17 protein-coding genes are annotated in these 20,404 nt (G+C 70.1%); 7 read left to right on the forward strand and 10 right to left on the reverse strand.

The window, feature by feature from the left end; genetic code table 11:
• The first annotated feature begins 5 nt into the window (after nucleotides 1-5).
• Nucleotides 6-494 (forward strand): NUDIX domain-containing protein, encoded by a 489-nt coding sequence (locus tag ACFQV6_RS04660; RefSeq protein ID WP_378026051.1) that lies wholly within the window; start codon nucleotides 6-8, stop codon nucleotides 492-494.
• 541 nt (nucleotides 495-1,035) lie between these two features.
• On the opposite strand, the gene upp is transcribed toward ACFQV6_RS04660, so the two are convergent.
• Nucleotides 1,036-1,668 (reverse strand): uracil phosphoribosyltransferase, encoded by a 633-nt coding sequence (upp, locus tag ACFQV6_RS04665; protein ID WP_378026052.1) that lies wholly within the window; start codon nucleotides 1,666-1,668, stop codon nucleotides 1,036-1,038.
• 59 nt (nucleotides 1,669-1,727) lie between these two features.
• On the opposite strand from upp, the gene deoC reads away from it, so the two are divergent.
• The 5 genes from deoC to ACFQV6_RS04690 all read left to right on the forward strand — a co-directional run bounded on the left by deoC (nucleotide 1,728) and on the right by ACFQV6_RS04690 (nucleotide 8,261).
• Entirely contained in the window at nucleotides 1,728-2,714 is a 987-nt protein-coding gene (deoC, locus tag ACFQV6_RS04670; RefSeq protein WP_378026053.1) for a deoxyribose-phosphate aldolase, read from the forward strand.
• Nucleotides 2,715-2,720: 6 nt separating this feature from the next.
• The gene (locus ACFQV6_RS04675) at nucleotides 2,721-4,145 is read left to right on the forward strand and encodes an aldehyde dehydrogenase family protein (protein WP_378026054.1); all 1,425 of its coding nucleotides are present in this window, start codon (nucleotides 2,721-2,723) and stop codon (nucleotides 4,143-4,145) included.
• Nucleotides 4,138-4,974, forward strand: a complete 837-nt coding sequence (locus ACFQV6_RS04680; protein ID WP_378026055.1) for an aldehyde dehydrogenase family protein — start codon at nucleotides 4,138-4,140, stop codon at nucleotides 4,972-4,974. The genes ACFQV6_RS04675 and ACFQV6_RS04680 overlap by 8 nt, the downstream gene beginning before the upstream one ends.
• Before the next feature lie 121 nt (nucleotides 4,975-5,095).
• Entirely contained in the window at nucleotides 5,096-5,974 is an 879-nt protein-coding gene (locus ACFQV6_RS04685) for a DNA primase (protein ID WP_378026056.1), read from the forward strand.
• Between the two features lie 67 nt (nucleotides 5,975-6,041).
• Nucleotides 6,042-8,261 (forward strand): transposase, encoded by a 2,220-nt coding sequence (locus ACFQV6_RS04690; protein WP_378026057.1) that lies wholly within the window; start codon nucleotides 6,042-6,044, stop codon nucleotides 8,259-8,261.
• Between the two features lie 453 nt (nucleotides 8,262-8,714).
• Here ACFQV6_RS04690 and ACFQV6_RS04695 read toward each other — a convergent pair whose 3' ends face one another.
• From ACFQV6_RS04695 to ACFQV6_RS04715, 5 genes are all read right to left on the reverse strand, one after another.
• Nucleotides 8,715-9,302, reverse strand: a complete 588-nt coding sequence (locus ACFQV6_RS04695) for an ATP/GTP-binding protein (RefSeq protein WP_378026264.1) — start codon at nucleotides 9,300-9,302, stop codon at nucleotides 8,715-8,717.
• Nucleotide 9,303: 1 nt separating this feature from the next.
• On the reverse strand, nucleotides 9,304-9,684 hold the full coding sequence (locus ACFQV6_RS04700) for a DUF742 domain-containing protein (protein ID WP_378026265.1): 381 nt from the start codon (nucleotides 9,682-9,684) through the stop codon (nucleotides 9,304-9,306).
• 131 nt (nucleotides 9,685-9,815) lie between these two features.
• A complete protein-coding gene (locus ACFQV6_RS04705; RefSeq protein ID WP_067706828.1) occupies nucleotides 9,816-10,220 on the reverse strand; it encodes a roadblock/LC7 domain-containing protein in 405 nt (134 codons plus the stop codon).
• The gene (locus tag ACFQV6_RS04710; RefSeq protein ID WP_378026058.1) at nucleotides 10,217-13,744 is read right to left on the reverse strand and encodes a nitrate- and nitrite sensing domain-containing protein; all 3,528 of its coding nucleotides are present in this window, start codon (nucleotides 13,742-13,744) and stop codon (nucleotides 10,217-10,219) included. The genes ACFQV6_RS04705 and ACFQV6_RS04710 overlap by 4 nt, the downstream gene beginning before the upstream one ends.
• A 449-nt stretch (nucleotides 13,745-14,193) precedes the next feature.
• Nucleotides 14,194-15,315, reverse strand: coding sequence for an adenosine deaminase (locus ACFQV6_RS04715; RefSeq protein ID WP_378026059.1), 1,122 nt, complete (start codon nucleotides 15,313-15,315; stop codon nucleotides 14,194-14,196).
• Between the two features lie 26 nt (nucleotides 15,316-15,341).
• Between ACFQV6_RS04715 and ACFQV6_RS04720 the strand changes: the two genes are divergently transcribed.
• Complete coding sequence (locus tag ACFQV6_RS04720) at nucleotides 15,342-16,184, forward strand: putative RNA methyltransferase (RefSeq protein WP_378026060.1); 843 nt, start codon at nucleotides 15,342-15,344, stop codon at nucleotides 16,182-16,184.
• A 203-nt stretch (nucleotides 16,185-16,387) separates the two neighbouring features.
• On the opposite strand, the gene ACFQV6_RS04725 is transcribed toward ACFQV6_RS04720, so the two are convergent.
• The 4 genes from ACFQV6_RS04725 to ACFQV6_RS04740 all read right to left on the reverse strand — a co-directional run bounded on the left by ACFQV6_RS04725 (nucleotide 16,388) and on the right by ACFQV6_RS04740 (nucleotide 20,402).
• A complete protein-coding gene (locus ACFQV6_RS04725) occupies nucleotides 16,388-17,068 on the reverse strand; it encodes a DUF4272 domain-containing protein (RefSeq protein ID WP_378026061.1) in 681 nt (226 codons plus the stop codon).
• 6 nt (nucleotides 17,069-17,074) lie between these two features.
• Nucleotides 17,075-18,352 carry a thymidine phosphorylase gene (locus tag ACFQV6_RS04730; RefSeq protein ID WP_378026062.1) on the reverse strand — a complete coding sequence of 426 codons (1,278 nt, stop codon included), beginning with the start codon at nucleotides 18,350-18,352 and terminating at the stop codon, nucleotides 17,075-17,077.
• On the reverse strand, nucleotides 18,349-19,062 hold the full coding sequence (locus ACFQV6_RS04735) for a cytidine deaminase (protein ID WP_378026063.1): 714 nt from the start codon (nucleotides 19,060-19,062) through the stop codon (nucleotides 18,349-18,351). The genes ACFQV6_RS04730 and ACFQV6_RS04735 overlap by 4 nt, the downstream gene beginning before the upstream one ends.
• Nucleotides 19,063-19,133: 71 nt before the next feature.
• A complete protein-coding gene (locus tag ACFQV6_RS04740; protein WP_378026064.1) occupies nucleotides 19,134-20,402 on the reverse strand; it encodes an ABC transporter permease in 1,269 nt (422 codons plus the stop codon).
• Nucleotides 20,403-20,404 lie beyond the last annotated feature (2 nt).

Consider the following 20,404-nt stretch of genomic DNA (forward strand, 5'->3'; position numbering starts at 1 on the left):
GCTCGGTGCAAGCCATTGTCGCCACGCTGGGCTACGTTTTCTCCCCCGATCGTCGCAACATCCTGATGATCCGCAGAGACACCCGCCCGGACGACATCCACTACGGCTACTACAACGGCCTCGGCGGCAAACTCGAACCCGGCGAAGACGTCGTCACCGGCATCCGCCGCGAGATCCACGAAGAGGCCGGCCTCGACTGCACCACCGTCGACCTCGCCGGCACCATCTCCTGGCCCGGCTTCGGCCGCAACGGCGAGAATTGGCTCGGCTTCCTCTTCCGCGTCACCGGGTGGACCGGCACGCCCCACTCCGGCAACGACGAGGGCTCCCTGCACTGGGTCCCGATCTCCGAGGTCCTGGCCGGCCGCGTGCCGATGTGGGAGTCCGACCGGCACTTCCTTCCCCTGGTCTTCGCCGAGAACCCCGCCGTCTTCCACGGCGTCATGCCCTTCGCCGCCGGTCGAGCGTTGTCCTGGGCCTACACCACAACCTGAGGTCAAACCCTTCCAACCGCAGATGTACGACCCAAGCGTCCCCAAAACCGGCTACACCGCCCCGAACTACACCGCGACCCACCGACAGCTCCAGGCCGTAGCGCGCCCGCCCGGCCACCTGCCCACTCCAGGCCGACGGCCCCGCCCAGCCGGACCCCCGCCACTCCCCGCCCAGCCGGCCGCCCCCCTCCGCCCAGCCGGGCCACCGCCGCACCCCGCCCACCCCCGGCGATCTTGTGGACTTTTGCAGCAACGGTGCACCCGAAGTCCTCAACGTCGCCAGACTGGCATACCCCGCGCCGGCCACGCCCGCCCCGGGCAAGCCCCACGCGCTGCCCACCCGCCATCGCCGCGACCTTGTGGACTTGCACAGCAACGGTGCACCCGAAGTCCCCAACATCGCCGCGCGGGCGGCGACCGGCAGCGCGGGCCGCGACCGGCAGCGCGGGCCGCGACCGGCAGCGCGGGCCGCGACCGGCAGCGCGGGGGAGAGCGGCAGCGCGGGGGAGAGCGGCAGCGCGGGGGAGAGCGGATGCCGGCGTCAGAAGCGGCGCATGCCGCCGAACTGGCGGTCGCCGGCGTCACCGAGGCCCGGCACGATGTACGCCTTCTCGTTCAGCCCCTGGTCGATCGAGGCAGTCACCAGCCGCAACGGCAACCCGGACGCCGCCAGCCGCTCGATCCCCTCAGGAGCGGCCAGCACGCAGCAGATGATGATGTCGGTGCATCCCCGGTCGGCCAGGAGCTTGCAGCAGTGCAGCAGTGAGCCACCCGTAGCCAGCATCGGGTCGAGCACCAGCACGGGTTGATCAGCAAGATCCGCCGGCAGCGACTCCATGTAGGCCCGCGGCTCGTAGGTCTTCTCATCCCGGGCCAGCCCGACGAAGCCCATCGACGACTCCGGCAGCAGCCCGAGGGCGGCATCCGCCATGCCGAGCCCCGCGCGCAACACCGGGACGATGAGCGGCGGGTTGGCCAGGCGGGTGCCCTCGGTGGGCGCGACGGGCGTCTCGATGGGGTAGGTCTCGACGGCGAAGAGGCGGGCCGCCTCGTAGACGACCATGGTGGTGAGCTCGTGCAGCGAGGCACGGAAGACGCCGGAGTCGGTGTCGGTGCGGCGCATAGCGGTGAGCCGGGTCTGGGCCAGCGGGTGATCTACGACAAGGACGTCCACGCGCTCAACCTACCGGTCAACCAAGATCAACTGGCAACGGCCCGCGTAGAATCGTTCTCATGACTGTGACAGCAGCCACAGAGCTGTCCGATCTCCGCTCTTTCCTGCACGGATTGCCCGGGGTCGACAAGGTTGGCGTCGAGGCGAGGGCGGCTGCTCTCGCCACCCGATCGGTGAAGACGACCGCCAAAGCGCACGCGATCGACCTGGCCATCCGCATGATCGATCTGACCACGCTCGAGGGCGCGGACACGCCGGGCAAGGTGCGCGCACTCTGCGCCAAGGCGGTGCGGCCGGATCCGGCCGACCCGAGTTGCCCGCACGTCGGGGCGATCTGCGTCTACCCGGCAATGGTCCCGATCGCCGCGGCAGCGCTGGCCGGCTCCTACGCCCATGATTCGGCCTCGGCGCCGGCAGAGGGCACTCCGGGCCGCGTGAAGGGTGGGGTCCACCTGGCGAGCGTCGCGACGGCCTTCCCGGCCGGGCAGGCGCCGCTGGAGGTGAAGCTGGCCGACACGCGCAGCGCCGTCGACGCCGGCGCCGACGAGATCGACATGGTGATCAGCCGGGGCGCGTTCCTGGCCGGCGACTACCGCAAGGTGTTCGACGAGATCGTCGCGATCAAGGAGGCCTGTGGTGGCGCCCATCTCAAGGTCATCCTGGAGACCGGTGAGCTAGCCACCTACGACAACGTGCGCCGCGCCTCCTGGCTGGCCATGCTCGCCGGTGCGGACTTCATCAAGACCTCCACCGGCAAGGTCGCGGTGAACGCGACGCTCCCGATCACCCTGGTCATGCTCGAGGCCGTCCGGGACTTCCGGGACCGGCACGGACGGCAGGTGGGCGTGAAGCCGGCCGGCGGGATCAAGACCACCAAGGATGCGATCAAGTATCTGGTGATGATCAACGAGACGGTCGGCGACGACTGGCTCGATCCGGCCTGGTTCCGGTTCGGCGCCTCCTCGCTGCTCAACGATCTGCTCATGCAGCGCACCAAGCTCACCACCGGCCACTACGCCGGCCCGGACTACTTCACCCTGGACTGAGGGGCCATGTTCGAGTACGCACCGGCACCGGAATCCCGCTCCGTAGTAGAGATAGCCTCCTCCTACGGCCTCTTCATCGACGGCTCGTTCGAACCGGCCAAGGACGGCAACGTCTTCAAGACGGTGAACCCGGCCTCCGAGGAGGTCCTCGCCGAGGTCGCCTCGGCCGGCGCGGAGGACGTCGACCGGGCGGTGGCCGCCGCCCGCCGGGCCTTCGTGTCCTGGTCGTCGCTGCCCGGCGCCGAGCGCGCCAAGTACCTGTTCCGGATCGCCCGGATCATCCAGGAGCGCTCCCGGGAACTGGCCGTGCTGGAGTCCCTGGACAACGGCAAGCCGATCAAGGAGTCGCGCGACGTCGACCTTCCGCTCGTCGCGGCACACTTCTTCTACTACGCGGGCTGGGCCGACAAGCTGGCGTATGCGGGGTTCGGCCCCGATCCGCGTCCGCTGGGCGTCGCCGGTCAGGTCATCCCGTGGAACTTCCCGCTGCTGATGCTGGCGTGGAAGATCGCCCCGGCGCTGGCCACCGGCAACACCGTGGTGCTCAAGCCGGCCGAGACGACCCCGCTCTCGGCGCTCTTCTTCGCCGACGTCTGCCGCCAGGCCGAGTTGCCGGCCGGTGTGGTGAACATCGTGACCGGCGCCGGCGACACCGGCGCCTACCTCGTGCAGCACCCCAACGTGAACAAGGTGGCCTTCACCGGCTCGACCGACGTGGGCCGTGAGATCGCCCGCTCGGTCGCCGGCACCGGTAAACGGCTGACCCTGGAACTCGGCGGCAAGGCGGCGAACATCGTGTTCGACGACGCCCCGATCGACCAGGCGGTCGAGGGCATCGTGAACGGCATCTTCTTCAACCAGGGTCACGTCTGCTGTGCGGGTTCGCGGCTGCTGGTGCAGGAGTCGATCGCCGAGGAGCTGCTCACCTCGTTGAAGCGCCGGATGTCGACGCTGCGGGTCGGTGACCCGCTGGACAAGAACACCGACGTGGGTGCCATCAATTCGGCGGCACAGTTGGCGCGTATTACTGAATTGTCGGAAATCGGGGCGACGGAGGGCGCGGAACGCTGGTCGCCGGCCTGCGAGTTGCCCGACCGCGGCTTCTGGTTCGCCCCGACGATCTTCACCGGAGTGACCCAGGCCCACCGGATCGCCCGGGAGGAGATCTTCGGACCGGTCCTCTCGGTGTTGACCTTCCGGACTCCGGCCGAGGCCGTCGAGAAGGCCAACAACACACCGTACGGACTCTCGGCCGGCATCTGGTCGGAGAAGGGCTCGCGGATCCTGGCGGTGGCCGACAAGCTCCGGGCCGGCGTGGTGTGGGCCAACACGTTCAACAAGTTCGACCCGGCGTCGCCGTTCGGCGGCTACAAGGAGTCCGGTTACGGCCGCGAGGGTGGCCGGCACGGCCTGGAGGCGTACCTTGCCTAAGTCATCTGCTTCCCCCGCCGCTACCCGGCTCTCCGTGCGGAAGACCTACAAGCTCTACATCGGGGGCAAGTTCCCGCGCAGCGAGTCAGGACGGACCTCGGTGGTGAACGGCGACAACGTGGCCCTCGCCTCTCGCAAGGACGCCCGGGACGCGGTGCTGGCGGCCCGCGCCGCCCAGCCGAAATGGGCCGGCGCCACGGCGTACAACCGGGGGCAGGTGCTCTACCGGGTCGCCGAGATGCTGGAGGCCCGGCGCGCCGAGTTCAAGGCCCTGGGGGTCGCGGGCAGTGAGGTGGACGCCGCGATCGACCGCTGGGTCTGGTACGCGGGGTGGTCAGACAAGATCGCCCAGGTCGCCGGCGGCGCCAACCCGGTGGCCGGGCCGTTCTTCAACATCTCGGCACCGGAGCCCACAGGTGTCGTCGCCGTGGTCGCGCCCGGTTCCCTGCTCGGCCTGGTCAGCGTCATCGCGCCGGCCGTGGTGACCGGCAACACCGTCGTTGTCCTCGCGGCCGGCCCACAGGTCGCGATCACGCTGGCCGAGGTCCTGGCCACCTCCGACGTGCCGGGCGGCGTGGTGAACATCCTCACCGGCCGGTACGCGGAGACGGCTCCCTGGCTGGCCTCGCACGCCGACGTCAATGCCCTGGACCTGACCGGCGTCGAGCACCCCGACCTGGCCGCCGAGCTGGAACGGGCCGCCGCCGGAACCCTCAAGCGGGTAGTCCGGCCGGTGACCGGCGGCACCGATTTCACCGCCGACCCCGGACTGCGCCCGATGACCGCGCTCCTCGAGACGAAAACGGTGTGGCACCCGAAGGGCTACTGAGATTTCCCGGAGCGGGAGGCTCCGACACCGGGGACGGGGCGTTTGTCACCCAGAGTTGCCGACTAGGGTGTGTGCCCAGAGTCACCCGTCCCGCCACCCCCAGATCACCCGGAGGTCAACCGTGACCAGCCAGTCCGACGAGCCCGAGGCGTCCGCGCCGGTGGCCGAGAAGTCCTCGACCGATGGCGGTTCCGGACGGGACCTCTGGGAGAGCGTCCGCATCCGGCCGGTGGAGATGGCTCTGCCCGGCGGTGTGGGCCTGACTCTGCGGGCGTACCGGAAGGCTTCGGAGCTGACGCCGACCGAGATCGAGGTCGACGAGGACGACCCGTTCGAGAACCGCAAGCGCGCCGCTGCCGTCGACGACGAGGAAGAGGTCATCGTCGACGACGAGTTCCAGGCGCTGCTCGCCGAGGGCGACGCGGACGAGAAGGGCACCGAACGGGCGGACGGCGAGCCCGACCCGGCCGACTTCGAGGACGGACCGGAGGAGTCCTCGTCCCAGGCGGATGACGAGGAAGTACCCATGTTCCTCAGCCACAAGGGCCGGCTGCTCGCCTTCAAGAGCGCCGAGTCGCTGGTCTCCTTCCTTCGTTCGGGTGCTCCCCACGATCTCGCACAATTGGACACCTGGGGCACCGTTGCGGAGCGGGTACAGTCGAGCGACATCGACCCGCTGCCGGATGATCGCTACGAGCTTGACCTCGTGGTGGAGAACCTGCGTGGCGGGCACGACACGTGGGATCTGCCCCTGCTCATCGCCGCCGGTGAAGTGGCCCGAGACCTGGGTTATGCACTTCGTATCAAGCCGGTGATCCTGGCACTGTCGCCCGGCTCGCCACTCGACGACCTGGACGAGTCCCTCCGATCCGCTGAGAATGGCGGAATGGGTGGATTCTTCGGTCGTCGGCGACTGAAGAAAATCGGGGCGCAGCAGGCGAGTCTGGGCTGGCGCTCCGTCATCGGCAAGATCTCTGCCGCTGTGGACTGGCGTGACTGACCGATTACCAGGGAACATCAGTCCTTGGCCACAGAGAAGCAGCAGTCCCGGGGAGGAGGACGACGCCGTGGCGCTCGTGCGCGTGTACTGCGGTCTGGCGTCGGCTGATGATTCGGTGCGTTCGGCTTCGGCCGCGCCGCTGACCATCGCCGTGGTGGACGACGCAGGCCGGTTGCTCGGCGTCCATGAGATCAGCGACGACCCTGCCGGTTACGCCAAGCTGGGTGCGCTGCTCGTGGAACGGACGACGGGCTTCAGCGACGCGGCGGTCGCCGCCGACAGCGACGATCACGTCGTCACCTCGCTGCTGACAGCGGCCGGCCGGCCGCTGGTGGTGGTCGACGACGACGACGCGGACGACTTCGCCGAGCGGTTCTCCGACGACGAGTCGCCCGAGGAGATCCAGGCGCCCGCCGCCGCCCGCCGCGCGGTCGGCCTGGCCCGGGCGCTGCAGGCCGGCGCCATCGCCGCGGTGAACCTTGCCACCCCCCGGGACCTGGTCAGCTACAAGCCGGTCCTGGCCGCGCACGTCGCGATGCTGAACGGCCGGCACTCGGCTGCCGCCTCCCTGCGCGAGGTGCTGCGCGAGCTCTACCCGGCCGCTCTCCGGGCCTATCCGGATCCGGCGCACCACCTGGCCCTCGCCGTTCTCGACGCGGTCCCCGAGCCCGGCCGCCTGACCGGCCGCGGTGACCCGGGCGAGACCGCCCGCGAGGTCGCCGCCGAGCTGGCCCGGGCCGGCGCCGGCTCCCACGAGCAGGTCATTGCCGCTGTCACCGCCCTGCAGGTGGCGATCAGCGAGTCGCCGCGGCGGGGCGGGGTCAACAAGTCGCTGGCCCCCGCGGCCGCCGAGGCGGTCCGCCAGTCGATCGCGGCCGTCCGTTCCTGCGACGCCGCCTGTACCGCGCTCGTCGGAACTCTCAGCGCCCGGGCGATGCCGCAGACCAGCAATCCGAACGTGGGCCGTCGTGCCGCGCGCCGGGCCGCCGACCCGGTGCTCGCGCCCGTGCCGAACAACGACAGCTCGCGCTTCGGCCGCCGCGGCCGTCCGGAACCGGCGACGACCGGCAGCGGACCGGCCACCCCGCGGCCGATGACCGCCCCGCCTGTCGCTCCCGAACCGATCGGCCCGCCCCCGATGGCGCCCGCCGCGGCCAACGGCCTGCCCACCCGGACCGGCAACCCGGGCAACCGTCCGGTTTCGGTGCCGCCGCCTCCGCCGGGCATGACCCCGATCACCCCGGGTACCCGTCCGGTGCCGTCCACGCGTACCCCTGGTGCGCCTTCGTCGGTGCAGCCCGCAGCCCGGAGCACCCCGGCCGACGCTGGTGAGCCGTTCCGGCCGACGCTCACCAACGCCGAGATCACCCGGTCCCGCGCCGAGCGCCAGCGCACGGTCATCCCGGCCCGGCCGAACACCCGGCAGCCGGCGGCCCCCGCCAACGGGGCAGCTTCCGCGAGCCCGACCGACTACAGCCTGCCGATGCCCACGCAGCGGCCCGCCCAGGAGACGCCCGAGCCGGGTTCGCGAGCCAACTGGCCGCTTTTGAATCCCGGTGACGACGCCGCCTCGACACCGCCGGCTCCGGCCGCCGCGTCGGTCAGCTCGCCGCCCGCCACCGGCCGGGTGAGGCCACCGTGGCAGGACATGCCCAAGGAGCCGCCGTCCCTGCGCCTGGTGGATGCCCAGCTCAACGGGCGTGGCGCCGGCTCCGGGCTGGACCCGATGGGCGGTCCTCCGCCGCTGCGCCTGGTCGACGGCGACCCTCGCAGCCTGGGCGCGAACGCGAACAAGCTGACCGCTCTGGATCGCAGCACCTCCCCGCCCGTTCCGGCCGACGGCAGCGACGGTGACCTGCTGATCTTCGCCGCCGCTCGCTCCGCCTGGTTCACCGGGCACGAGGAGCCGGAGCGCCCGGACTGGGCCAACCCGAACGACAGCGGCTGGCGTGCGGCGGAGAAGGCATCCACCCCGGCCGTTGCCGCCGAGACCTCCGCGGGCCTGCCGAAGCGGGTTCCCCAGGCCAACCTGGTGCCGGGTTCCCCGCTGCGCGACGAGCGCCCGCTGCGGATCGTCCGGGACGCCGCGTCGATCGCCGCGCACACCACGGGTTATTTCCGTGGCTGGCGGCGCGGTCAGGAGATCGGCGGGTTCGCCATGGGTGGCCGTCCCGGGCGGGAAGCCGCCGGCGGATGGGACTTCACCCGCGACGGGCAGCCCGCAGACGACTACCGCAACAACAACGGCAACACGAACGGCAACAACGCCGGCTACGGCAACCGCTGACACAGACGAGGAAGGCCGCGACCCGATGGGTCGCGGCCCTCTTTCATGTCTGACGCTTGCGGCATGTGAGGCAACATCATGTCTGACGCTTGCGGCATGTGGGGCAACATCTTGATTTTTCGGTACGGTCACCGACTCGAACCCAGATGTGAAGCCGAACCGGACACGGCCCCTCCCGCCGAACCCACCGTGCGAGCACTGAGAGCGCCTGTCAGCCGCGTTGAGGCGCTCAGCCGACCCGACAACGAGCTCCCGCCGCCGAACACCTTCTGAAGCCTCTGAGCGACCGCCGAGTCGAGTCCGGAAGCGCTACGTCCGACAACCCCAGCGGGCTGCCGGCACAGCTGCCCGAGCGGCTGATCAAGCCCCGCCGGCACCGCCGACGATCAAGTAATCGATTTTGGACGCGGAGAAGCCCCGCTCCGGCTATCGGAGCGGGGCTTCAACCGTTCGTCAGGCGGGCGCTACCGCGCGCGTGCGACGCATCGTCAACACATACTCAACGAGCGAGATGAGGACGTTCTTCGTCGATTCACGGTTGCGGGCGTCACAGCTCACGACGGGCACGTCGCTCGAGATCGCGAGAGCGTCCCGAACGTCCTGCGCATTGTGATACTGCATGCCGTCGAAGCAGTTGATCGCCACCAGGTACGGGAGGCGACGGTGCTCGAAGAAGTCGATGGCGGCGAAGCAGTCGGCGAGCCGACGCGTATCCACCATGACGACAGCACCGATAGCACCACGTACGAGTTCGTCCCACATGAACCAGAAACGTGTCTGGCCCGGTGTCCCGAACAGGTAGAGGATCAGATCACGGTCGATGCTGATCCGGCCGAAGTCCATGGCCACAGTCGTGGTCATCTTGCCCGGCATCTGTCGATTGTCATCGACACCCACACCGGCCGAGGTCATGATCGCCTCGGTGGTCAGCGGGGTGATCTCCGAGACCGAACCCACGAGCGTCGTCTTACCGACGCCGAAGCCACCGGCGATGACAATCTTCGCCGATGTCACGCGTCCCGCAGCGGGACGGTGCGACATGTCAGAGCCTGCGAAGTCCACTCAGCACCCTTTCCAGCAGTTCCGTGCCTACCGCGTCGGTCTCATCGTCTAGCGAGGTGGGCTCGTAGACCGCGACGAGGCCGTCAGTAGCCATGTCGGCGACGATCACACGCGCCACACCGAGCGGCAGTTGCATGCGTGCGGCGATCTCGGCGAGGGACTGAACACGTCCCCCGTCGCACAACTCCGCGATGTACTGATGCTCGCTTCCACCCTGCCCGCCCCGGCTGATTCCGGAGCGGCCGCGCACGGTTGTCTCGACCAGCGCTTCCAGCGCTATCTCAAGTTTCGGCCGGGTCCGACCGCGGGTCACGGCATACGGCCTGACCAGCGCGCCGGTCGGCTCATCGCGTTCAGACATCGTCACCGTCAACCCCTCCCTCGGCCCCTCGAAGTGTATTGGTTATCAACGTTGTTGCCAGTAGCCGACTGAGCGTACCCGGGGTGCAAAACCGCAGACAAACCCCTGGATGGCGCCGGCTCCCTGTCCGTTCAGCCCAGCACCCCGGCCGCGGAGCGCGGTGCGGGGGTAAGGGCCTCACCGACACGGTCGACCAGGAGAGCCATTTCGTAGCCCACCTGCCCGACGTCGCAGCTGCGAGCCGCCAGAACCGCGAAGGAGGAGCCGTCACTGATGGACATCAGGAACAGGAACCCGTTGTCCATCTCGACAACCGTCTGGAGAACGGCGCCGCCCTCGAAGCATCGCGCGGCGCCCTGGGTCAGGCTGACCAGGCCGGACGCGATGGCCGCCAGCTGATCGGCACGGTCCCGCGGAAGGTCCCGCGAGGACGCGAGGAGCAGCCCATCGGCGGAGACCGCGATCGCGTGCGCAACCCCGGGTACGCGGTCGGCGAAGTTGGCCAGGAGCCAACCGAGATCCTGCGTAGATGTCATGCCTCATGCTCCTTGCCAGCCTGCGAGGGCTGCTGCCCTCCCGGAGTCTCCTCCAGGTTGGTCGATTGTTCCTTGGTGCGACCGCGCTGCACACCCCTGTGGTACGCGGAAAGCAGACCGCGGACCCCCTCAGGCGTACGGCGCTGGACGGACGTACCGCCCCGGTCAACACCGCCGGGGACGAGTTGCGCCATCGGCGTGCGCTTCGGCAGGCCCGCCGTGGTGGTGGTGTCGACCGGCGCCTCGGCAGCCTTGCGGGCCGCCTGCCAGCCGTCGTCAGCTGCGGTTTGCCACGGGTTCGACGCCGCAGCACCGTTGCCGTTGCTGTAGGAGGACGCTGCGCCCGCCGCCGCCGGAGCACCGACCGGAGCCGGGTCGCGGGTCTCGGGAGAGGCAGCCTGCTGCGGGACACCGGCCATCCGGGCCGGCTCCCCGTTGGAGATCCGAGTCGGCTCCCCGGTCGGGATCCGCTGCGAGACGACCGATTCGTCGCCCGCTCCGGAGACCGTGGTGCGAGGTGCCGCACCGCCGCCCGCTGTGGTGGTGAACCAGGCCGACTCGAGCTCCCGGAAGATCGGCAGCTCCATCGTCTCGTCGGCGAACGGAACGGCGCCTTCCTGATGTGCCGAGGCCTGCGCCGCGGCGATCTGGGCGGCGGCCGCGGCCTGAGCCTCCTGAGCGGCGGCGACGTCCGCCCCGGACGGGACCGGCGGGGCCGAGGCCGGCACCGGAGCCATCTGCGGGTTGGTCGGGCGAGCCACCTGCGGCTGAGGTTCGTAGTTGTCCGGCCGGTAGCGCGGGAGCTCGGCGGTCATGTCGAGCGCCGCGGCCAGGTTCTCCGGGACGTGCGGGGTGTTGGCCGTCTCCCGCTCGGCGGAGACCGGCGGCCACGCGGGCGGTGCCGAGGCGAACGGGCTGCGCTGCTCGGCCGGCGGAGCCGACATCGGGGCGGCGGAGACCGGCGCGGACGGCATCGAGGAGATCGGCGCACCGGACACCGGCGGAGCCGACGACATCGGCGGAGCCGAGATCGGCGGAACCGGAGGAGCGGACACCGGCGGCATCAACGGGGGACGCCCGTTCTCCGGGTTGGCCGGCAGCTGGCGCGGAATCGTCGCACCGTAGCCGTTGGTCTCACCGTCGGGACGCGAGAACTCACCGTTGCGGCGCTGCGCGAGCTCGTCGAGACCGGCGAAGCCCTGCGGGCCGGACGGCAGCGGAGGAATGATCTCGTTGCTGCGCGGGCCGTGGAAGCCGTTCGCCGAGCCGTTGGTGCCGCCGCCGTTCAGACCGCCACCGAATCCGGGAGGCGCTGCGCCGGTCAGGTCGGACCAGGCCGGCACGGAACCGTTGCTGCCGCCGTTGGACGGGGCGAACGGCTGACCGCCGCCACCGGGGAAGCCACCGCCGCCGCCGGGGAAGCCGCCGCGGCCGCTCTCCAGCGCCAGGGGCTCACCGTAGGCGGGGATCGCCGAGGTCTGTGTGGGGTCGCCGTATCCGCCGTTCACCCGGGCGGAAGCCGCCGCGGCCAGGACGGAGACGGGCAGACCAACCTCGGCGACGGTGCCGCGCTCACGGTCGGCCGGCCGCAGCTCGACGCGGACGCCGTGCCGGTTGGCCAGCCGGGCGACCACGACCAGGCCCATCATGCGGGAGACTGCGACGTCCACCGTCGGCGGGTTGGCGAGACGCTCGTTGAGGTCGCGGAGCTGCTCACGGCTGATGCCGATGCCATGGTCCTCGACGGTGAGCATCGCGTTGTCGCCCATCCGCCGGGCCTCGACGAGAACGTGCGAGTTCGGCGGGGAGAACGCTGTCGCGTTGTCGAAGAGCTCGGCGACCAGGTGGACCATGTCGTTGACGGCGTGCGCCGCGACCTCGATCTCCCGGTCGATCATGCCGAACTCGATGCGGGTGTAGTGCTCGACCTCGGACTGCGCGGCGCGCAGCACGTCGATCAGAGCGGCCGGCTCCCGCTGCACACGGGTCGAGTCGGCACCCGCGAGAACCAGGAGGTTCTCGTCGTTACGCCGCATTCGGGTGGCCAGGTGGTCGAGCTGGAAGAGCTCGGCCAGACGGTCCGGGTCCTCCTCGCCGCGCTCCAGCCGGTCCAGGTGACCGATGAGCCGGTCGACCAGGATCTGCGAACGGCGGGCCAGGTTGACGAACATCGTCGCGACGGAGGCACGGAGTGCGGCCTGCTCGGCCGCGGTCCGCACGGCCTCGAGGTGAACCGCGTTGAACGCCTCGGTCACCTGCCCGAACTCGTCACGGCTGCGGACCGGCAGTGGCTCGGCGATCTGGTCGGCCACCTGGGCCGGGGTGAGCGACGCGGAGAGCGCCGGGTCACGCAGCCGGCTCACCGCGTGCGGCAGGCCGAACTGGGCGACCGCGAGGGCACCCTGACGCAGCTCCCGCAGCGAGCGGGCCATCGAGCGGGCGACCAGCCAGGCGAAGAGGATCGCCAGCAGCAGCATGCCGAGCAGCACGCTGGTCTCCAGGAAGACCTGCTGGTTGGTCTCGTCGCGCAGGTCGGTGGCGTCGGCCACGATCTGCGCGTCGAACTTCGACTCGACGTCGCGGAAGAGCTCGTTGTAGCCCCGCATCGACTCTTCCCACCCGTTGGTGTTCAGGAAGTCGAGGCGGCTGGTGTTGCCCTGCTGGAGAGCCGTGAGCGGGCCGGTCAGGTTGGTCGCGGCACGTTCTTTCGGACCCTGCACCGTGTCGGCGAACGCCTGCTTCTCGGCGTCGGTCCCGACGGCCTGGAGCGTGTCCTGTGCCAGCGTGTAACCGGCCTGGGTCCGCAGGAAGGCCTGCCGGAGACCCGGGTCGAAGTCCTTCTTGTTGATGACCTCGTGCCCGATGTAGCGCTGCTGCGCCACGAAGTCCTTGGACCGGGCGACGGCGGCCACCACGCGCAGGTGGTCGCTCAGCTCCGGGTCGGTGGCGAGCTGGGCCGAGATGTCGCGAACCTGGAGCAGGTCGTCGATCAGCGCGGTGTAGGTGGTCTTGACGGTGGCCGCATCCGGCTCGACGCCGTCGCCGTTACCCACCTTGCTGCGGAAGGACGGCAGGTCCACGAGGTTGCGGTCGAGGCGCAGGAGCAGGATGCGGACGTTCTCCGGAACCTCTTCCAGCGCGCCCTTCTGCTGCACATACGGGGCCTTGGCCTCGTCGACGTCACCGTGCTCGTCGTTGTACAGCTTCTCGGCGGAGCCGGCGGCGCCGGTGTCCTTCGAGCGCTTGGCGAGCGTCAGCATCATGCCGTAGGTCCGCTCGGCCTGGAGATGGTCGACGAGACCACCGGCCGTTTGGGACAGCACCGACAGGGTGCGAGCGCGCTCCGCGTTGCTGGCCTCGTCGATGTGGTCCACGAGACCGGTGACGCCAACGATGATCGTCGCCACGGTAGGGACCAACATGATCAAGCCAAGCTTCGACCAGATTGGTAGGTCACGCAGTCGACCAGCCGGTCGACGCAGACGCGACATGACGCCGTTCGCCGTGTCGGGGCGCTTGCTCACGTCACCGTCCTCCTGATTCGGGCCCGGCATTCGGCTCGCCGGGCACCGCGCACGGCCGACTCGCCGGGTCGGGCCCCCGAGATTCCATCACGACAAGTGTCAAAGAGAAAGGGCACGCGGACACGGACCGGTTGTGTGACGCGATGTTGCAACATCGAAGTTGGACATCGCCGGTCCAATATCACTGCCCGTAGAGCTATACATCTCTTAAGGTCACTCACTCGGTCAGCACGGCGTGGGGGGTGGATGCCGGCCGACCGGGTCCCGATCGTAGTCGATCGCGTCAGATACGACGATGGCTCGTGTTCCGGCGATCGGCAAGGCGAGATGCCGGATTCTGCCGACTCTGCAGGCGGCAGTGTAGCCGAACGGCCGAGCCCGTAAGCCTGACCGTCGATTTCTTTTGACGTACGTTCGTCCGTATCCCAAAAAAGGGGAAAATCCGGACTTCACCCCACCAGCTTGGCGTACGCCGGCTTGATCACCTCGTTGATCAGCACCAATCGCTCGTCGTACGGGATGAATGCCGACTTCATCGCGTTGATCGTCAGCCACTGCAATTCCATCCAGCCCCATCCGAACGCCTCGGTGAGCAGCGACATCTCCCGGGACATCGACGTACCGCTCATCAGGCGGTTGTCGGTGTTGACCGTGACGCGGAAGCGGAGATCGTGCAGCAGCTTGATCGGATGCTCGCTGATCGACGGCGTGGCACCGGTCTGCACGTTCGACGACGGACAGAGCTCGAGCGGGATCCGCTTGTCCCGCACATACGCCGCGAGACGCCCCAGCACCGGCGGTGCCGACTGGGTCCCACCGGTGAGCGTGGCCGCGCTCGGCCCGTCCGGGTTGGCATTGATGTCGTCGATGATGCGCACCCCGTGACCGAGCCGGTCCGCGCCGCACCACTGGATGGCCTGCCAGATCGACGGCAGTCCGAACGCCTCGCCGGCGTGGATGGTGAAGTGGAAGTTCTCCCGCTGGAGGTATTCGAAGGCGTCCAGGTGCCGGGTGGGCGGGAAACCGGCCTCGGCGCCGGCGATGTCGAAGCCGACCACCCCGGAGTCGCGGAACCGGACCGACAACTCGGCGATCTCCTGCGACCGGGCGGCGTGCCGCATCGCCGTCAGCAGCGTGCCGATCCGGATCGGGTTGCCCTGCGCCGCCGCTTCCGCGCAGCCCTCCCGGAAACCGGCGTGCACGGCCTCGACCACCTCGTCCAGGCTCAGACCGCGCTCCAGGTGCTGCTCCGGCGCGTAGCGGACCTCCGCGTACACGACGCCGTCGGCGGCCAGGTCCAGCGCGCACTCCTTGGCCACCCGGTGCAGGCCCGCCGCGGTCTGCATGACCGCCACGGTGTGGGCGAACGTCTCCAGGTACCGTTCCAGCGAGCCGGAGTCGGCGGCCGCGACAAACCACTCGCCGAGCTGCTCCGGATCGCGGGACGGCAGTTCGTGACCGGCTGCCTCGGCGAGCTCCACGATGGTGGCCGGCCGCAAACCGCCGTCCAGGTGGTCGTGCAGCAGAACCTTCGGTGCCTTGACGATGTCCGAGTGTGCGATGCCAGCCATCACAAGAGCCTAGAGGGAAGCCCCGGATGATCGACGGCGCAATTCCGTATCTGCGATGCCCGGTGTGCCGCGAGTCGCTCACCCGCGAGGGGCGGGCGCTGCGCTGCGCGCGCCGGCACAGCTTCGACATGGCAAAGCAGGGGTACGCGGATCTGAGCGCCGGGCGTCTGTCACACACCGGGGACTCGGCTCAGATGATCGCCGACCGTGCCGACTTCCTGGGCGCCGGCCATTACGACTTCATAGCCACCGCCCTCACCAAGCACCCAGCCGGGTCACCCGTCGACGCCGACGCCGGCAGATCAGCACTGGACGGCGGGCTGGTGCTTGATGCCGGCACCGGCACCGGCGACTATCTGTCCCGCTTCCTGGATGCCTCTCCCGACGCGACGGGCCTCGGTCTGGACGTCTCCAAGCCCGCCCTGCGCCGGGCCGCCCGCGCCCACCCCCGTGCGGCGGCGGTCCTGGCCGACCTGTGGCGTCCGTTCCCGATCGCGGACGATTCCGCCGCGGTGATCCTCAACGTCTTCGCACCGCGCAACGGCCCGGAGTTCCACCGTGTGCTGCGCCCGGACGGTGTGCTGCTGGTCGTCACCCCCGCAGCCGATCACCTGACCGAACTCGTCACCGGCTTCGGCCTGATCCACGTCGACCCGGCGAAGGCCGACCGGGTTGCCGACAGCCTCGGTGACCGTTTCCAGTCGGTGGCTTCCTCCACCCACCGGCATGAGATGCGGCTCACCGCCGCGGAGGTTCGCACGCTGATCGGCATGACGCCGAGCGCGCGGCACGTCCCCGTCGACGCCTTGCCCACGTCTGAACTCACGGTGACCGCCGCCGTCACCCTCACCGCCTATCGGCCCCGCTGAGACCAGCGCGAACAGCCGCACACGGGGTCGGGTGACCACCGATCTCCGCCCGGCGAAGGCGGCAAAGGCTTGAGTGGCAGCAGGTCGCTACGTCGAGTGGAGGACCCCGTGGGTTCGGCTGGGACTTCGTTTCGCGTACCGAATAAGAAGCGTGAGAAAGAGTCGCACCTGGACCGGCCCATGCGACCGAGCGGAGGGGCAACTCAGACGGAGAGGTCGACTTCTTCCCATTCAGGGGGTTTGTCGTGGTAGGGACCGTTCAGGATGACCGCCCACTCCAGGGCCCAGCGGCGCTGGCCGATCGCATTGCTGTCGACTTCGCCGGGAAGGGGGCGGCCGTGTTGTTCGGCTTCCTGATAGGCCCAGTCGAGGCAGTAATAGAGGTCGAGGAGGACGGCGGCCTCGATCGGATCGCGGCTGGCCACCAGCGAGCGTGACCGCCAGCGGCTGAAGGACTCACCGGCCGGGAGGTCGGGCATCTGGAGCATCAGCCGGTCCTCGGGAGGGACCGTGGGGTCGAGGTGACGGCTCAGGCCCAGCAGCCAGGCCAGGGCGAAGACGGCGTCGTGGTGGAGTACGAAGGAGCGGTGATCGCCCTTGGCGCCGATCACGAACTGCCACTCCGGCGGGGTGACCGATTCGACCAGGTGGGAGCCCAGCAGCCAGCTCATCGCGGCTTCGGTGGGCATGCCGAAGCAGCGTGCCACGACGACGTGCAGCACCGCGGCTCGGGCTTCGATCTCGGCGATCGGGCGCAGCTCGACGGTGTCGCCGGGCTCCCAGACCAGCGGGAACGCCAGTGGTGGGAGGGGCAGGCCGAGTCGCGCGAGTTCGTCGAGGCTGGCCTCGCGAACCGCGCGTGGATCGGGGGCGGCCTTGGTCATGGTCGGTCAGGCTATGCGGTCCAGTAGAAGGCCGACAGGGGTGGGCGGCTCGGCGCCGATCACGACGGCGCCGGCTGCGTCGTCGCGGGCCGCGGGGATCCGGGAGTCGTCGTCGGCGCGCAGCTCCAGCAGCACGTCACCGGCCTTGACCCGGTCGCCGGGGCGGACCTTGAGCTGGATGCCGGCGCCGAAGCTGACCGGGTCCTCCTTGCGGGCGCGGCCGGCGCCGAGGCGCCAGGCGGCGATGCCGATCCCGTAGGCGTCGACAGCCCGCACCACGCCGTCCTCGGCCGCCCGCAGCACCTCGGTGTGCGCGGCCGTCGGTAGTGGCGCATCCGGGTCGCCGCCCTGCGCCTGGATCATGGCGCGCCAGGTGTCCATCGCCGCGCCGGAGGTGAGCACCTTCTCCGGGTCGGCGTCGACGCCCGCCGCGGTGAGCATCTCGCGGGCCAGGGCCAGGGTCAGCTCGACCACGTCGGCCGGCCCGCCGCCGGCCAGCACCTCGACCGACTCGGCGACCTCGTTGGCGTTGCCGACGGCCAGGCCGAGCGGTGTGCTCATGTCGGTGAGGAGGGCGACGGTGGTGACGCCGGAGTCCTTGCCGAGCCGGACCATGGTCCGGGCCAGCTCCTGCGCGGTGGCCAGGTCCTTCATGAAGGCGCCGGAGCCGACCTTGACGTCGAGGACGAGCGCGCCGGTGCCCTCGGCGATCTTCTTGCTCATGATCGAGCTGGCGATCAGCGGGATGGCCTCGACGGTGCCGGTGACGTCGCGCAGGGCGTAGAGCTTGCGGTCGGCGGGGGCCAGGCCCGCACCGGCGGCGCAGATGACCGCGCCGATGTCCTGGAGCTGCCGCTTGAACTCGTCGTTGCTCAGTTGAGCCCGCCAGCCCGGTATCGACTCCAGCTTGTCCAGGGTGCCGCCGGTGTGGCCCAGCCCGCGCCCGGAGAGCTGCGGTACGGCGACGCCGCACGCCGCGACGAGCGGGGTCAGCGGCAGGGTGATCTTGTCGCCCACGCCGCCCGTGGAGTGCTTGTCGGCGGTGGGCCGGGACACCGTGGACAGGTCCAGCCGCTCACCGCTGGCGATCATCGCGGCGGTCCAGCGGGCGATCTCGGCCGGCGTCATGCCGCGCAGCAGGATCGCCATCGCCAGCGCCGACATCTGCTCGTCGGCGACGACCCCCCTGGTGTACGCGTCGACCACCCAGTCGATCTGCGCGTCGGTGAGCGTGTGCCCGTCCCGTTTGGCCCGGATGACGTCCACCGCGGCGATTCCGGTCACGAGTTGTCCTTCCAGCGCTGCGGGATGCCGTCCGGCAGGTCGCCCTCGCCGGCCCAGGAGAGGCTGCCCTGAGCGTCCACCACCACGACCCGCGGGGTGCGGAGCAGGCCCCAGGCCACAGCGGAGGCCGCGGCCGCGAAGTTCGGGCCCTCTTCGAGGATGCCCTTCTCGTCGGAGTTACCGGGCTCGCCCGAGGAACGTTCCCAGTAACCGGTCCAGATGGTCTCGCCGCCGGACAGGTCGGGGTGGACGAAGACGGTTCCGCGGCCGCGCCACTTCGCCAGCTCGGCGGGGACCTCGGCGGTGCCGGCCGAGCCGGTGATCCGCTCCATGTCCTCGTAGCCGAACGCGTGCGGCAGCAGCTCGGTCATCCGCAGTGGCCGGGGCAGCGCCTCGACGAGCAGTTCCGGGCCGCCGTGCTCCCAGAGGAGCTGGCGGCAGCGGCCGCACGGCATCAGCGGCGCACCCGTCGCATCCACGCAGGAGATCGCCACCAGCCGTCCCCCGCCGGTCGCGTGCAGGGAACTGACCAGCCCGCATTCGGCGCACAACGTCATGCCGAGAGAGGCGTTCTCGACGTTGCATCCGACCACGACCCGGCCGTCGTCGACGAGGCCCGCCACACCGACCGGGAAGTCGGAAACGGGGACGTAGGCGCGCCGCATCGTGTCGATGGCGGCGGCGCGCAGCCCCGCCCAGTCGATCTCCATGGTGTCGATTCTGCCGCACGGGCGGGTTGGAACTCGCAGGCCCGGTCCTTTTAGGGACCGGGCCCACAGGGTCAATTCTTGACGTAGGGCAGACCGTCGGCCGCCGGAGCACGAACCCGGCCGACGAGGCCCGCCACGGCGATGATGGTGGCCAGGTAGGGCAGCATGTTCAGGAACTGGCTCGGCACCGGGCTGCCGACCGCGCTCAGGTAGGTCGCCAGCTTCTGCGCGAAGCCGAAGAAGAGTGCCGCACCGAGGGCTCCGAACGGCGAGTACCGGCCGAAGATCAGGGCGGCGAGCGCGATGAAGCCGGCACCGGCCGTCATGTTCTTGGTGAAGCTGCCGGTCGCCACGAGCGTGAAGTAGGCGCCGCCGAGGCCGGCGACGACGCCGCCGAGCAGCACGTTCACGTAGCGCAGGCCGCGGACCCGGATGCCGACGGTGTCCGCCGCGGTGGGGTGCTCGCCGACCGCCCGGGTACGCAGGCCCCACCGGGTCCGGTTGAGCCCGAAGTGGATGACCACGACCAGGATCAGCGCGACCCAGAGCAGCAGGTTGGCCTCGAACAGCACCGGGCCGATCACCGGGATGTCGGCCAGGCCGGGGATGCGCCAGGTCGGCAACTGCGGTGGGGTGTTGTAGCCCGGCGCGTCGGGCTGCATCAGCCGCTCGTAGAGGAAGCCGGTGATGCCGAGCGCGAAGAGGTTCAGCACCATGCCGACGACGGTCTGGTCGACCAGGTAGCGGATCGAGAGCACGGCCAGGATCGCCGCGATGATCACGCCGCCGACGGCCGCGCTGATCAGGCCGGCCCAGACGCTGCCGGCCATCGTGCCGATCAGGGCACCGGCGAACGCGCCCATCAGGAACTGTCCCTCGATCGCCACGTTGACCACGCCGGAGCGTTCGCCCAGCACGCCGGCGAGCGCACCGAGGATCAGCGGGAGGGCCAGCTGGAGCGTGCCGCTCGTGGTGTCCACGAGCGGCAGGAACTTGCCAGCCACCTGCCAGCAGAGGAAGGACAGGACGAAGCTGAGGATGCCCAGGCTGAGCAGCAGGGTCTGCCGGCGCCTGGCCAGACCGGCGAAGAGCACACCACCGGCGGCCACCGCCAGGATGCCGAAGAGGATCGCGCCGAACTGGCCGTTGATGGAGAGGGCGGCGCCCTCGGCGTCCTCGCTGAGGGTGAAGCGGGCGGACTCACTCGGTGCGAGCGAGCCGAACAGCACGGTGGCGAGGCCACCGATGATGATCAGGGCCAGGCCGAGGCGGCGCTGCCGGGTCCAGAACGGCTCCGGAGCGGCGACCTCGGTCAGCTCCTCCACTGTCGCGGTCGACATGT

This window comes from Actinoplanes sp. GCM10030250 (assembly GCF_042666575.1).
Taxonomy (GTDB): Bacteria; Actinomycetota; Actinomycetes; order Mycobacteriales; family Micromonosporaceae; genus Actinoplanes.